We start from the raw sequence: 14,065 nt of genomic DNA, 5'->3' as shown, positions 1-14,065 counted from the left end.
ACGCTATTCATCCGGGCTACTTATGATTTATGTCAGGCTCAAAGCCTGTTTATTGACTACTAGAAATACTAGAAACTCTTTCTTAACTGGCCCCACAGCTGGTATTCAGTATTACTACCCGAACCATCCAGATCGCGCTTTTGCTGGGAGTAAGTGGTCGTTAATACCCACTGTCCTGGAATCTGGATATCAGTACCGATACCCACATGTTGGGAGCGGACATAGTTGGTGCTGCCAATTGGGTCATGATTTAACTTGCCACGACCAGCATCGTAAAAAACAAATGGCGTCACAGCTTGGATGTAGGGAGTCACGTCAGCCCCCGTGGTCGCAAAAGTACGGCGTAAATCAGTTCCCGCCATCCAGCCTTGGTCTGCCTGACTGGGGATATCAGAGAATTGACGCCAGCGGTTAATGGCCCCAATACCAAAGCGCTCTGCGATATCGAGGTTGCTGTTCGTACCTTGGTAATCTGCCCGCACAATCCAGTTAACGCCATTGTCGAATACCTGCGTACGGCTGGAAGTCCAGTTCCATTTGGTAAAACTGCCCTGGGTATCAAGTTGAGACCTATCCGTATCCTTTGCCGAAGCATCCTTGAATGAAACGTTCCCTTGTGTGAGCACCAAACTCCACTGATAAGCAACGTCACCGGCCTCATTGATCCAATCCCCTAACACACCTAGCTCAAGGCTACTGATATTCCGGCGGTTGTTAATAGAAAAGGTCTTCACTTCATCATCAAGAATTTTGTAATTACTGCCCACCTTGAATGAAATGCTTTTTTTGGTTTCACGTAACCAGGGATGCTCTAACGACGCATAAAAATAATGGGCATCACCAGATGCATCAAACTGCTTGAAATCCCGGCCGAGCTTATAGTCCACATAGCTGTAAGCCAGATTTAGAATATTCCCTGCACTTCCTACAGGGGTCAGGTACAACCCGCTCAGAGAGCGCTGGCCTTCATCCCTGGAAACCTTACCAACGACGGCCAACTGATCACCGCGACCATTCAAATTGTTAACAGCACCACCAAAACCCAATGTTTCACGGCCCGTGTAACGGTTACCATAAGTGTTGGCTGCCACATAGCCGCTGTAGCGCGGCCTAGGCTCCACAGACACGGCCACATCTGAACTGCCGACCACCTCGCCAGGGTTAAGTTGGGAGGTAACCTGAATGCCTGGCAAGCCGTTCATCACCATGATATTGCGCACGAGGTTGCGCTCATTGAGTACATCGCCTTTGTTCAGGCCGTACTCCGAAACAGATTGAAAGTAAGATTGATCTAACCCTTCACCCGCTTCTGTTTTTACCTCACCCAAGGTCCCTTCCAGAATGGCCAACTCAACCACGGCCTCTGCTTCGGTGATTTTCTGCAGGTCTTGTGTCGGCAGGTAGACTTGCGTCAGCAAGTATCCGCGTTGGCGGTAGTAATTCCGCACGGTCCCCACCGCTTCATTCAACTCACGCATGCCGACTTCATGGCCTGTCAGGTAAGCGACCTGTGCAGCAAGAACTTCGTCAGAAAACTGTTTGTTACCAGAAAACTTGAACGCCTTGACCACGATCTTTAAGCTGGATTTCTTTTGCTTTTTTTCTGGTTGTGGCGTTTCTTGTGGCACCTGAATAATCGGCCGTGGCTCAGGAATAATCGGCCTAGGAATGTTGGGTTGCAAGGGCTCAGGAAACGAAACGCCCCCCGCCATCGCCTGAGCGCAATATCCCATGACCAACCAAGGAATTAGGCGCATGCCTAGTGTGTGTGTATTCAAGATGACTCCCCAAAACTTTTATTAAAATCAATATGCTCTAAATAATATCGCAACCCTCAAATTTACCTTAAAAAACAATCAAATACTAACCGTTTTTTACAAGAATCCAGTTGTTAATGGTCGCTTTTACAAATTGCCTAGTATTCTAGAGCATCGACATCCAGCACCCAGCGGATTTTAGCCTGCAAGGGATGTGCGCGGATCCAGGCAACCGCTACCTGAAGCAGCTGCTGTAAGGCGCTGCGGTGTACAGACTGCATCATCACATAACCACGCTCCATGCGATTGAGGCGCGCGAGCCCAGGTCTGACCGGATCATAAATCAGTGGCTGGTCAGCAAATACTGCAGCATGCTCGCTGACATAGGCTCTGGCCGCCACGCTAAACTCCGTCAAAAACTGGTTTACCAGGGCGTAATCCGGCGCTTCCGCCTTCATGACGGCAATATACGTGGCTGGGGGAAACTGCATTGCCATGCGCTCCTGTAACAAGGCATTGGCAAACTCGGCGTAATTTTGCTCACGCAAGGCAGCAAATAAAGGGTGCTGCGGGAAAGCGGTTTGTATCAACACCTCGCCAGGCTTTTCACCGCGTCCGGCGCGGCCAGCCACCTGCATCAATTGCGCAAACAAGCGCTCACTTGCACGATAATCGGGGCTGTACAATGCGCTATCGGTATCCAATACGCCCACTAAGGTAAGGTTGGCAAAATCATGGCCTTTGGCCAGCATTTGGGTGCCTACCAGAATATCAATCTGTCCGGCGTGCACCTCGGAAAGCAAGGTGGTTAAAGCGTCTTTGGCTTGTATGGTGTCCCTGTCCACGCGCGCTACCCGCGCTTGCGGAAACACCTGCTGCAGCGTTTCCTCAATGCGTTGCGTCGCTTGACCAACCGGGCGTAAATCCGGGTTGCCACAACTCGGACATTGCACCGGGATAGGCTGTTCATCGCCACAATGATGGCAACGCAACACACGTTGCCGCAAATGCAGCACGGCCTTGGCCGAACAGCGGCGGCAATCAGCCAGCCACTGACAGGCCGAGCAATGCAGCACCGGAGCATAGCCGCGGCGATTAATAAACAACAGGCTTTGTTCGCCGCGTTGCAAACGTTGTTCTATGGCCTGCTTTAATAAAGGCGTCAACCCGGCTTCCGGCGGCGGATGTGCGGTATCTATACAAAAAATGCGCGGCAATGTAGCTTGCGCTACCGCCCGCTGATTGAGTGTGAGTAATCGATAAATCGGCTTTCTGCCGCCCTCGTGCCCTTGATCTCCTGTCGCGTTGTACCAACTCTCCAGCGAAGGCGTGGCACTCCCTAGCACCACGGGTATCCCATGTTGCTTGGCCCGCACCAGCGCCACATCGCGCGCATGGTAGCGCATGCCATCTTGTTGCTTGTAAGAGCTGTCATGCTCTTCGTCCAGTATCATCAGCTTGAGGTGAGGCAGGGGCGTAAACACGCTCAAACGCGTACCAATGACAATGCGTGCGGCTCCAGATTGCGCGGCTTGCCAGTTTTGCAAGCGCTCACTCTCACTTAAGTGGCTATGCAGCGTCACTAATGCATACTCGCTCAACCTGCTACGAAAGCGGCTTTCCAACTGCGGCGTCAAGTTGATTTCTGGCACCATAATCAGTACTTGCGCCTGAGGATCGGCCAACACTTTTTGCAATACGCGAATGTACACCTCGGTTTTACCCGAACCAGTCACGCCGAATAACAACCAGGCCTGAAAACCATTCATGCGGCCCAAAATCGATTCGACTGCCCGTGCTTGCTCATCATTCAGTTGCGGAACATGGTCAGTTGCGGGCATCGATGGTGTGGTGGCAACCACTTCGCGCCTGTCCACATACCCCGCATCCAACAAGGGCTGCAACACTTTGCGCCAAGAGGCAGAAACCGCAGAGAGCATGGCTTCACTGCATTCTGCGTGCTGCTGCAGCAACACCACCAACCTGGATAACACCTGCTGCCGCTTGCCAATCAAGTCAGCGGGAACCGCTTGTGCCAGATGATACAACCACATTTTGCGTGACACTGCCGGCTTGATTTGCCGCAAGCGCAATGGCAAGCTGGATAATACGGTTTGCCCAAACGGATAGTGATAATAGTCTGCGCAGAAGCGCAACAGTTTGAAGCTGGCGGCATCCAGTGGCACGTCATCAAACACTTGCAGCACCGCTTTGAGTTTATGCTGGGGGATGTCGGTCTCGCTGACCAGCGCCATGACGATGCCGACCAGTTGCCGACCCGCAAAAGGCACGACCACACGATTCCCCACCGCAATATTTAAGCCAGGATTGAGGTAATCAAACTGACGGTCCAGCGGCACATCAAGCACCACGCGCACAATGCTGGCGGACGCGCTGACTTGAGGAACTGCGGATGTTGAACACATGGGTGAAAATGCTTAATTAGGTTAAAATAGCGGTTTGACGATAACGCATCATTTTAACCTTGAAACAAACGATCACAGAACTGATTCTGCAAGCGGTATCGCCGCTGGTGGCAGATACCTCCAGCCTCAATATCATCCTTGAGCGGCCTAAATCTGCCGAACATGGGGATTTTGCAACCAATATTGCCATGCAGCTGGCTAAACCGCTCAAGCAAAACCCGCGCATGATTGCCCAGCAAATTATCGACGGCTTACCTGCAAACCAGGTGATCAGCAAGATTGAAATTGCAGGCGCAGGCTTTATCAATTTCTTTTTGTCAGCAGATAGCAAACAGGCCATCGTGCACGACATCCTGACGCAAGATAGGCAATTTGGCCGCAATCAGGCCGGTCAGGGTGAACAAGTCCAGGTGGAATTTGTTTCCGCCAACCCCACTGGCCCACTGCACGTCGGTCATGGCCGGGGTGCCGCGGTTGGTGACTGTTTGTGCCGATTACTGGATGCTAATGGTTGGGCGGTCACCCGCGAATTTTATTACAACGATGCTGGCGCACAAATCGACAATCTGACCAAATCGGTGCTGGCACGGGCGCAAGGTCTTAAGCCAGAAGACCCCAGTTTTCCTGAAGATGGCTATCGCGGTGACTATATAATCGAAATCGCCGAAGCCTTTTTAGCGCAAGCGACCGTGACAGCTGACGACATGGAAGTCACAGCGAATGGCGACGTCAATGATACGGAGTCTATCCGCAAATTTGCGGTAGCTTATCTGCGCCATGAGCAAGATTTAGACTTGCAGGCATTCCAGATCAAATTTGATGTATTCTCGCTCGAAAGCGCGCTCTACACCGAAGGCAAGGTAGAAAACACCGTGCAATCGCTGATCGCCAGCGGCCATACTTACGAACAGGATGACGCCTTGTGGCTACGCACAACCAACTTTGGCGATGACAAAGACCGTGTCATGCGTAAAAAAGAGGGCGGCTATACCTACTTTGTGCCCGATGTTGCCTATCACCGTGAAAAGTGGCAGCGCGGATTCAAGCGCGTGATCAACGAGCAAGGGGCAGACCACCACAGTACCATTACCCGTGTACGCGCTGGGTTACAGGCCCTGAATGTCGGCATTCCGCAAGGCTGGCCTGAGTACGTCTTGCACCAGATGGTCACCGTGATGCGTGGTGGCGAAGAAGTAAAGCTGTCAAAACGGGCTGGCAGCTACGTCACCTTGCGCGACCTGATTGAAGAAGTCGGCTGTGATGCCACGCGTTACTTTTTGGCGGCCCGCAGCCCAGATTCGCAACTGGTGTTCGACATAGATCTGGCACGTGCGCAAACCAATGACAATCCGGTCTACTATATCCAGTATGCACATGCCCGGATTTGCAGCGTATTGAACCAATGGGGCGGGGAGGTGGGCAGCCTTGCGACAACAGACCTGTCACCGCTCAATAGCGCATCAGAAACCACACTCATGCAAGCGCTGGGGCAATACCCTGAAGTGGTCAGCACCGCCTGCCAGGCATTGGCACCGCACATGGTTGCCAACTACCTGAAGGAGCTAGCCAGTGCGCTGCATAGTTATTACAATGACACCAAATTTTTGGTGGATGACGCACAAATCAAACTGGCACGACTGTCACTGATTACCGCCACCCGCGTTGTCCTCCGCAACGGCTTGTCTTTGCTCGGGGTCAGTGCCCCGGATAAAATGTAAGCACCTTGAAAAGTGCTGAATTAATTGGTTCAAATGATCTATGAGTCGCGACTATAAACCCTCACAAGCCAAAGCAAAAAGCAAGAGCAGCGGCAGCACCTTTTTTAACGGCCTGCTGGTGGGTCTGTTTCTGGGCGTTGCCCTGACAGTCGCGCTCATTATCTACATCAAAGGTGACCATAGCCCGTTCTCCAGCGCCTTTAAAAACGAAGCAGGATCGCAAGAGCTGCCCATTAAAAGCACCGTCACTGAAGAAGAAGTCAAACCAGGCAGTGCAGCCATTGAGGACCCGAATAAGTTTGATTTCTACACGATCTTGCCGGATACCGAGAGCAAAATCAGTGAAGAGCAAGTGAAAAAGAACCCAACCATCAAGCAAGAAAGCTACTTTATTCAGGTCGGCGCGTTTGCCAAAGAGGATGACGCCAACAACCTCAAAACCCGATTAGCGCTGGTTGGCTTTGAGGCCTTTGTACAAACGGCCGAAATCCCGAACAAGGGCACCATGCACCGCGTGCGCATTGGGCCGCTTAACGATCTGGCAAAAATTACAAAAATTAGCCACGACCTGGAAACCAATGGCTTTCAGCCTAATCTGATCAAAGTCAATATCGAATCTTCAGCCTCGCATTGATGCTGTCATCGTATCGTCAGCTATCACGTTAAATCATTACTTTCCACAGATAAGGAAACGGATCTCATGAAAAAATTGTTGTTGAGTTTGATGTTTTGGGCAGGATTGACTGCGACGGCGGCCTGGGCTGACCCGCAAATGGGTGAGCAATTTGATCAGGTTGCACAGCAAATAACGACCGATCAACCTGCCAAAATCGAAGTGATGGAGTTATTCTGGTACGGCTGCCCGCACTGCTACCACATGGAACACCCTTTGGAAGCCTGGGTGAAAAAATTGCCGGCGGACGTCTACTTCAAGCGTATGCCCGCTTTACCTAATGCAAACTGGGCGCCGATGGCAAAAACCTTTTTCGCCATGCAAGAACTGGGCGTACTGGATAAATTGCATACACCGCTGTTTGACGCCATTCACAAAACAAAAAGCTTGAACCCTGCAGATGAAGCCGCAGCCATTGACTGGGTAACCAAACAAGGCGGCCTGGACAAGATCAAAGTTGAAAAAGCCTTCAAATCTTTTGCGGTCAATATGCAAATGAATAAAGCCATGCAAGTATTCCGCTCGTCCGGGGCCACTGGCGTACCTGCCTTGATTATTGATGGCAAATACATCACCGGTAGCTCGATGGCGGGTGGCAACGAAGCCGCCTTACAAACCGCAGACTACATTATCCAGAACGTGCGCAAAGACCGCGCTGCGGGTAAAAAATAAGCCTATCCTTCTAGCAATAAAAAACCCTGCCTCGGCAGGGTTTTTTATTGCTTAAGCCAACGCCCAATCCAGGTTTCAGGCATCTCATTCCCCGTCACCAGATAATGCAAGGTTTTGAGGTCATGCAAGATATAGCGCTGTGTCGATTTGGCCTGATCCAGGCCACAGAATAGAATTTTATCGCCCATCTCTAACGGGGTTGCCAGGTCTGGCAATAGCATTTTTTCCCCTGCGCGCAGCAGCATCAACGGCACCACCGGCATCTCATGCCGCTGCTGTCCGGCAGGGTTCATCAGCAAATGCTTGAGGGCAGGGCGCATCTCTTGCTGCATCAGGCCACAGACAGCCAATGCCATATCATCTGCAATCGTAATATCCCAGGTGTCCGGCACCTGCTCACCAAGCTTGGAAACCAGTTGCGCAATCACCGCATTGGCCCAGGCATTGCCCTGATGCCGCGCAGTGGCCAAAAATTCCGCCAGCATGGGCGAAACCATATACGACAAGCAAGTGTGTGCAATCACATCACTGGGCTGCATGGTAATGTCGGCATCAAAGTGCTGAAACAAGGGATCGTTATGACGCTTGTTCTTGCGGATGATAACAAACAAATCTGGATTCAGCTCCAGCGCCGTCATCACGATAGACAGGTTATTAATATCATTATCTGTACCGGCGACGATGCCAACCGCCTGGGTGATGCCGGCCTGCTGCAAAATGTGCGCTTCGACCCCGCTGCCAATGATGCAATCTTCACATTGCGTCACTTCAGGGTCAGCTTCTATGACAGTGACGTGCATGGCCTCGTTTTGCAGGCTATTGACGACGGATTTGCCAAAGCGGCCAAAGCCACAGGCAATCCAGTGGCCTTGCGGGATGGCGGCCGGCGTTTCAATCGCATCGCCGGGCGCACGCGTTAGCCACTCATGGAGCAGGTAGGTACCCAGGGCATTGAGCCGCATGGCCAAATGCTCACCAAAAATATGATAAGGGTTAATGATGCGGTCTGTGCCAAACGAGGCCATATTGGCGGCGATGACATCATCCTGTACACGCGCTAGCACCGGCAATCCAGGCTTGATCAATTTCACCGCCACCGAGATTGCCAGGTTGGCATGGTCATCATCGGTCAGCGCCGCCACCCCGCGGCACATGGGATTTTTAATGCCAGCGTAGAGCAACACCTCGGATAACTTTGCATCTGCGCATAAGTGCGGAATATGAAACTGGTAATTCGTCAGCTCGAGTTCGTTGACACGTTCAGGCGACAGCTCAAGCACCACCACCCGCAACTCGTTTCTATCCAACGCTCTCACCAGCTCACTTCCGGTTTCACCATAGCCACAAATGAGGTAAAACGGCTCCATCAGGTTTTTGACATCGCGCTGGAAAATGGCGGTTTTAAACGCCTGCTTGAGTGCGCCCTCTTGAAACAATCCGATAATCGCCCCGATGGCATAAAACCAGGAAATCACCGTCACATAAATCGAAAAAGTCATCCACAGGCGTTGTGGCGTGGTAAACGGGTAGGGGATTTCACCAAAACCGATAGTGGTCGCGGTATAACTCAGAATATAAAAGGCATCGAAGAAATTCAGATGATAGGCTTGGCCGCGGTCATTCACCCCGGGGATCAACACAAAGCCGATCATCGCAATGGCATAGCTGACAATCAACATCAGCAGCGGCGCACGCATGCGCCGCAAAATCCAAAACACAATTTGATTGAGCGTCATGCTGACTACGAGATTAGCGACGCAAGGTCACGGTTTCATAAATCAGCAAAATGACCGACGTGATATTGGCGAGAAATGCACCACCAGACAAAGAAACCACCCCGACAATCACCTCAGTATCCGCGCCGTTGCTGCCAGCCACAGTCCAGATAATTGCTGCGGCAATCAACTGTAAATCGGCGACCAGGCTAGTAGCCAGGTGAATCGCACCAATCTGCGTCCTGTCACCAAATTTAAGTACGGTGGCGATCAAATTCACCACAATGGCGGCATACAACTCATAATGCAAATGGTGTTGTGGGTTATCAATATCCCCCACAAAAAAGCCAAAATTAAGCGTCATGGCTAGAATAATAAAAAAGCCAAAAATCACTTTTTCCAAATTCATGTACGTTTCCCCGCCCTGTGTTTTATGGCATTCTACCTGATTAAAATTTGTTTACTGCAATGTATTTTATGGCGAAAACCAATCCTCAACCCTTGCATGTAGTGATTACTGGTGCCTCCAGTGGCCTCGGCACCGCCATGGCCACCGCCTATGCCCAACATTATCGGCAACACTTACAACTGAGCTTGTGCGGCCGCAATAGGGCTGCCCTGCAAGGGCTTGCCAGTCAGTTGAGCAGTCAATATCAGGTTGCCAGTACAACTTACACCGTCGATGTGCGCGAGGCAGACCAGATGCAAGCGATGGCCCAAGCCGCGCTCAAACACTATGGTACCCCGCATATCGTCATCGGCAATGCTGGCGTCAGCCGTGGCACCCTCACCGAATACCCAGACGATATTCCTGCCTTTCAGGCCGTGTTTGATACCAATGTCATGGGCTTGGTCCATACATTTCAACCCTTTATTGCAGCCATGAAGCAAGCAGCAAAACAAGGGCAGCTGGCACAGCTAGTAGGCATCGCCAGTGTCGCCGGGATACGGGGCTTGCCTGGATCAGGGGCTTACAGTGCCAGTAAAGCCGCAGCCATCACCTATCTCGAAAGCCTGCGCGCGGAAATGCAGTTACATGAGATCGCCGTCACGACCATCGCCCCCGGCTACATCCGCACGCCCATGACCGATATCAATACCTATCCCATGCCGTTTCTTATGGATGCCGATGTCTTCGCCCACAAAGCGTTGCGTGCCATTGAAAAACAACGCCGTTTTACCGTGATCCCCTGGCAAATGGGCCTCGTTGCAAGACTACTCCGGTTTATTCCACCCAGCCTGTGGGACTGGATCATGAAAAAAGCCCCTCATAAAGCAAGAGTGAATGATCCCCACTAGCCATAGCCTTACGCTTGCGAAGGATGGCATCGTTTTTAAGACTTTCCACACGCCAAAGACACAGGGCTGGCAAGCATTTTTGCGCCATAAAAAGTCGATTAGCCCGAACAGGCTATTGAGTAGATATTTCAGTTGGAGATAATCGAAGAAACCCACCTTGTTTTAAGAGAAGTATGGACAACACCCAACCCCGCCAACACCCTCTGCAGCCACAAGCACACGAGGTCTGGCAAGACCAATGCCGTATTTGCCTGATCAATGGCAAACTGGTCGCCTTGCCGTATATTGAAGCTTCGCGTTTTGACGATTACGAATTCGGTGCCACGCTGGCTGCCATTAATGCGAACCGGTTAATACGTAAACTGGTTCACAAAGCGTAAGTCTTTTAAACCGCGCCCGCTGGCTGAGGACACGCATCTGCACAGATGCCTGTAAGGAATTTTACAGTGACAAGCCAAACAGTTTCTTGAGTGTCTCATTACGCTCAGTGCCAGGGACTATGCGCTTTTCCACCACGCCTTGCCGGATGGTTTTCAAGGACTCGCCAAATAAAATTTGCCTGCCCTCGGGCTGGTGTAACACGACCAGCAGCCTTTGCACAAAAATTGCTTCAGGATGGGTTGAGTTCATGTAGTTTGCCGGATAAAAATCAATCCATTCCCAAGGGTTGAGGTCAAACGCAAACTGGTTTTGCCAAACCGCATCCACGCGCGCTTGTAACAAAAACTCGTGTTCACCCTGTTTGCTTAGCCTGAAGCAATCATTGTCCTGCATGGTCTCTACGTCTAGCCGATCTAACGCCATCGGTGCACGGAGTCCATAACTACCAAATCCCAGATCACATAACCAGGCTTGTTGCTCGAGATGCACCACAATTGCCATATGCGTTTTGGGTCTGCGCACCGGATAAAACATCGGTCGCGCCGCCACTAGCTGATAGTTAAAGCCCAGCGCCTGCAAAGCCATGGCAAATACGCCATTCACCTCGTAGCAATAACCCCCGCGTTGCCGATAAATGATTTTATCGACAATCTCTTCTGGCACCATGGAAACCACCTTGCCAGCCTGAACATCCAGATTTTCAAACGGCACGCTAAACAGCTGGCAACGCATCAGTGCGCGCAAGGTCTCAATATTGGTTTCAGGTTGTCCCGTATAACCTATACGGGTAAAGTAATCGTGCAGTTTGAAATTGTTCGCTTGCATAAGAGTAAGATCCTGTGATCAAGTTGCTCTGAAAGGCGCTCCACCTTAACACGATCCACATAAAAAAGCCCACCTTGCGGGTGGGCTGTCTTTTATCTGGTAATCGGTTTATAGCGGATACGTTTAGGTTTGGCGCCCTCTTCACCCAACCGTTTTTTCTTGTCAGCTTCGTATTCTTGATAGTTGCCGTTGAAAAATGTCCATTGTGAATCGCCTTCTGCCGCCAGGATATGGGTGGCAATCCGGTCCAGAAACCAGCGGTCATGCGAGGTCACTAGGACACAACCTGAAAACTCAAGCAAGGCGTCTTCCAGGGCGCGCAGGGTCTCCACATCCAGGTCATTCGAAGGTTCATCTAACAGCAAGACGTTCGCTCCAGAAATCAATGTCTTGGCCAAATGCAAGCGACCACGTTCACCCCCAGAGAGTTGACCAACGATTTTTTGCTGGTCGCCGCCTTTGAAGTTGAAGCGGCCAATATACGCCCGGCTAGGCATTTCAAATTTACCAACGCTGAGCACATCCAAGCCGCCAGAAATGGCCTCGAACACCGTTTTGTCGTTATCCAGGCCATCACGGGTCTGGTCAACGGCGGCCAGTTTCACCGTAGGCCCGGTGATGATTTCACCGCTATCCGGCTGCTCTTTGCCTTGCAACATACGGAACAGTGTGGATTTACCGGCACCGTTGGGGCCGATCACACCAACAATCGCACCAGGGGGAATGGTGAATGAGAGGTTATCAATCAACAAGCGGTCACCAAAGCCTTTGGAGACATTGCTGAACTCAATCACCTGATTGCCAAGGCGGTCACCGGGCGGAATAAAGATTTCCTGTGTCTCGTTGCGGCGCTGGTATTCAACGCTGGACATTTCTTCGTAACGTGCCAAGCGCGCCTTGCTCTTGCTTTGGCGGGCTTTCGCGCCCTGACGCACCCATTCCAGCTCTTGCTTCATGGCTTTGCGGTGAGCATCTTCCTGTTTTTGTTCAAGGGCCAAACGGTCTTCTTTTTGCTCCAGCCAACTGGAGTAATTGCCTTTCCATGGAATCCCTTCCCCGCGGTCCAGCTCCAGGATCCATTCTGCCGCATTATCGAGGAAGTAACGGTCGTGGGTCACTGCCACCACAGTGCCGGGGAAGCGCACCAGAAACTGTTCCAGCCACTCGACAGACTCTGCATCCAGATGGTTGGTCGGCTCGTCCAGCAACAGCATGTCAGGTTTTGATAGTAATAACTTGCACAAGGCCACGCGGCGTTTTTCACCGCCTGAGAGTGGGCCAATTTTAGCTTCCCAGGGCGGCAAACGCAGTGCATCGGCAGCAATCTCTAATTGTTGCTCAACATCACTGCCGCTGGCGGCCAGGATATTTTCGTACTTGGCCTGCTCTTCAGCCAATTTGTCAAAATCTGCATCCGGCTCAGCATAGGCAGCATAAATCTCTTCCAGCTTTTGCTTGGCTTCCATAATGGCGCCCAAGCCAGCTTCGACTTCCTGACGTACCGTTTTTTCAGCATCCAGTTGAGGCTCTTGCGGCAAATACCCAATGGAAATATTCGGTTGCCATTGCACCTCGCCTTCAAACTCTTTATCCGCCCCGGCCATGATACGTAGCACGGTGGACTTACCTGAGCCGTTTAAACCGAGCAAACCGATTTTCGCACCCGGAAAAAATGAAAGGGAAATGTTTTTGATGATTTGCCGTTTGGGCGGCACGATTTTGCTCACGCGGAGCATAGACATCACATATTGCGCCATTTGGATTACACCCAGAGTATGGTTGAGAGCGGCTATTTTAACGCAGAGCGGGGATAAACAAGGAATTCTTTAGTCTGGTGAAGGCAGGCAACCCTAGCGGTTTGGTAGTGCGTGAACTGCAATGCTGGCCGCTCGCGAGAATAGGACATTGTCACCTGAACGATTGTTATCTGACGCTTGAAAAAGATTTTTATGATGTTTCTTTGCGTTTATCAGTTGCTAATACTGATCATAAAAAAGGGCCTATCGGCCCTTTTTTGTTCAGTCTGATTAAGCCGCTTTTTGCTCAATCAAGGTCGAGCTTGCATTTGGCACAGCGGCGCCAATTTCAATTTTGCGCGGCTTAAGCGCTTCTGGAATTTCACGCACTAACGCAATCGTTAGCAAGCCGTTTTCGAGCTGTGCACCGGTCACTTTCACATGATCCGCCAACTGGAATTTATGCTCAAAATCCCGGGTAGCAATGCCGCGGTGCAGATAGGTGCTTTCCTGTTCTTTTTTAGCTTTACGGCCGGTCACACGTAAAGCTTGGTGTTCGGTTTCAATTTCCAGCTCATCTCGCTGGAAGCCAGCCACTGCCATGACGATTTTATAGGCGTTTTCATCGACCAGTTCGATGTTGTAGGGTGGATAGCTGATTTCGTTTTCACTGCGCTGGCTTTCGTTGAGCATTTTAGCTAAACGGTCAAAGCCAATAGCGGTTCTGTAGAAGGGGCTTAAGTCATAACTACGCATACGTTGATCCTTTCAAAATAAGCGATTAACTGATTCACAGACCTCAAACTGCAAGCATCTGTATCACTTAAATGGGAGTACGCTTTATTTTTTCAAGAGGGTCAGTG

The 14,065-nt window shown here is 51.1% G+C and carries 12 protein-coding genes; 5 read left to right on the top strand and 7 right to left on the bottom strand.

Going from position 1 to position 14,065, the window contains the following annotated elements; translation table 11 throughout:
• Positions 1–68: 68 nt before the first annotated feature.
• Entirely contained in the window at positions 69–1,778 is a 1,710-nt protein-coding gene (locus tag ACIDF8_RS08740) for a ShlB/FhaC/HecB family hemolysin secretion/activation protein (RefSeq protein WP_412010229.1), read from the bottom strand.
• A gap of 137 nt (positions 1,779–1,915) precedes the next feature.
• Positions 1,916–4,183 (bottom strand): primosomal protein N', encoded by a 2,268-nt coding sequence (locus tag ACIDF8_RS08735; protein ID WP_412010228.1) that lies wholly within the window; start codon positions 4,181–4,183, stop codon positions 1,916–1,918.
• 59 nt (positions 4,184–4,242) lie between these two features.
• On the opposite strand from ACIDF8_RS08735, the gene argS reads away from it, so the two are divergent.
• The 3 genes from argS (at position 4,243) to ACIDF8_RS08720 (ending at position 7,246) form a co-directional block, all read left to right on the top strand.
• On the top strand, positions 4,243–5,901 hold the full coding sequence (gene argS, locus ACIDF8_RS08730; RefSeq protein WP_412010227.1) for an arginine--tRNA ligase: 1,659 nt from the start codon (positions 4,243–4,245) through the stop codon (positions 5,899–5,901).
• A gap of 40 nt (positions 5,902–5,941) precedes the next feature.
• Positions 5,942–6,535 carry an SPOR domain-containing protein gene (locus tag ACIDF8_RS08725; protein ID WP_412010226.1) on the top strand — a complete coding sequence of 198 codons (594 nt, stop codon included), beginning with the start codon at positions 5,942–5,944 and terminating at the stop codon, positions 6,533–6,535.
• 66 nt (positions 6,536–6,601) lie between these two features.
• Positions 6,602–7,246, top strand: a complete 645-nt coding sequence (locus ACIDF8_RS08720) for a thiol:disulfide interchange protein DsbA/DsbL (RefSeq protein WP_412010225.1) — start codon at positions 6,602–6,604, stop codon at positions 7,244–7,246.
• Between the two features lie 44 nt (positions 7,247–7,290).
• Here the strand turns inward: ACIDF8_RS08720 and ACIDF8_RS08715 are convergent, their stop codons facing one another.
• Together ACIDF8_RS08715 and ACIDF8_RS08710 are read right to left on the bottom strand one after the other, a co-directional pair.
• Positions 7,291–8,982: a potassium channel family protein gene (locus ACIDF8_RS08715; protein WP_412010224.1), complete on the bottom strand. Its 1,692-nt coding sequence runs from the start codon at positions 8,980–8,982 to the stop codon at positions 7,291–7,293.
• 13 nt (positions 8,983–8,995) lie between these two features.
• The gene (locus ACIDF8_RS08710; protein WP_412010223.1) at positions 8,996–9,370 is read right to left on the bottom strand and encodes a DUF6394 family protein; all 375 of its coding nucleotides are present in this window, start codon (positions 9,368–9,370) and stop codon (positions 8,996–8,998) included.
• Positions 9,371–9,429: 59 nt separating this feature from the next.
• Here ACIDF8_RS08710 and ACIDF8_RS08705 point away from each other — a divergent pair, with 59 nt between their 5' ends.
• Both ACIDF8_RS08705 and ACIDF8_RS08700 read left to right on the top strand, forming a co-directional pair.
• Positions 9,430–10,260, top strand: a complete 831-nt coding sequence (locus ACIDF8_RS08705; RefSeq protein WP_412010372.1) for an SDR family oxidoreductase — start codon at positions 9,430–9,432, stop codon at positions 10,258–10,260.
• Positions 10,261–10,433: 173 nt separating this feature from the next.
• A complete protein-coding gene (locus tag ACIDF8_RS08700) occupies positions 10,434–10,640 on the top strand; it encodes a hypothetical protein (protein WP_412010222.1) in 207 nt (68 codons plus the stop codon).
• A 61-nt stretch (positions 10,641–10,701) separates the two neighbouring features.
• On the opposite strand, the gene ACIDF8_RS08695 is transcribed toward ACIDF8_RS08700, so the two are convergent.
• From ACIDF8_RS08695 to ACIDF8_RS08685, 3 genes are all read right to left on the bottom strand, one after another.
• The gene (locus ACIDF8_RS08695; RefSeq protein WP_412010221.1) at positions 10,702–11,466 is read right to left on the bottom strand and encodes an arylamine N-acetyltransferase family protein; all 765 of its coding nucleotides are present in this window, start codon (positions 11,464–11,466) and stop codon (positions 10,702–10,704) included.
• A 92-nt stretch (positions 11,467–11,558) separates the two neighbouring features.
• Positions 11,559–13,223, bottom strand: a complete 1,665-nt coding sequence (gene ettA / locus ACIDF8_RS08690) for an energy-dependent translational throttle protein EttA (protein ID WP_412010220.1) — start codon at positions 13,221–13,223, stop codon at positions 11,559–11,561.
• Positions 13,224–13,493: 270 nt separating this feature from the next.
• Positions 13,494–13,958 carry an Hsp20 family protein gene (locus tag ACIDF8_RS08685; protein ID WP_412010219.1) on the bottom strand — a complete coding sequence of 155 codons (465 nt, stop codon included), beginning with the start codon at positions 13,956–13,958 and terminating at the stop codon, positions 13,494–13,496.
• Positions 13,959–14,065: the final 107 nt, after the last annotated feature.

The organism is Methylophilus sp. 3sh_L (assembly GCF_046766015.1).
GTDB lineage: Bacteria > Pseudomonadota > Gammaproteobacteria > Burkholderiales > Methylophilaceae > Methylophilus.
This window is presented reverse-complemented; position numbering and strand designations above follow the sequence as displayed.

What these genes read in the sequence shown, in the direction of transcription:
- ACIDF8_RS08710 (WP_412010223.1), bottom strand. Translation starts at nt 9,370, where the DNA reads ATGAATTTGGAAAAAGTGATTTTTGGCTTTTTTATTATTCTAGCCATG.
- ACIDF8_RS08695 (WP_412010221.1), bottom strand. Translation starts at nt 11,466, where the DNA reads ATGCAAGCGAACAATTTCAAACTGCACGATTACTTTACCCGTATAGGT.
- ettA (WP_412010220.1), bottom strand. Translation starts at nt 13,223, where the DNA reads ATGGCGCAATATGTGATGTCTATGCTCCGCGTGAGCAAAATCGTGCCG.
- ACIDF8_RS08715 (WP_412010224.1), bottom strand. Translation starts at nt 8,982, where the DNA reads ATGACGCTCAATCAAATTGTGTTTTGGATTTTGCGGCGCATGCGTGCG.
- ACIDF8_RS08700 (WP_412010222.1), top strand. Translation starts at nt 10,434, where the DNA reads ATGGACAACACCCAACCCCGCCAACACCCTCTGCAGCCACAAGCACAC.
- ACIDF8_RS08720 (WP_412010225.1), top strand. Translation starts at nt 6,602, where the DNA reads ATGAAAAAATTGTTGTTGAGTTTGATGTTTTGGGCAGGATTGACTGCG.
- ACIDF8_RS08705 (WP_412010372.1), top strand. Translation starts at nt 9,430, where the DNA reads ATGTATTTTATGGCGAAAACCAATCCTCAACCCTTGCATGTAGTGATT.
- ACIDF8_RS08735 (WP_412010228.1), bottom strand. Translation starts at nt 4,183, where the DNA reads ATGTGTTCAACATCCGCAGTTCCTCAAGTCAGCGCGTCCGCCAGCATT.
- ACIDF8_RS08685 (WP_412010219.1), bottom strand. Translation starts at nt 13,958, where the DNA reads ATGCGTAGTTATGACTTAAGCCCCTTCTACAGAACCGCTATTGGCTTT.
- ACIDF8_RS08725 (WP_412010226.1), top strand. Translation starts at nt 5,942, where the DNA reads ATGAGTCGCGACTATAAACCCTCACAAGCCAAAGCAAAAAGCAAGAGC.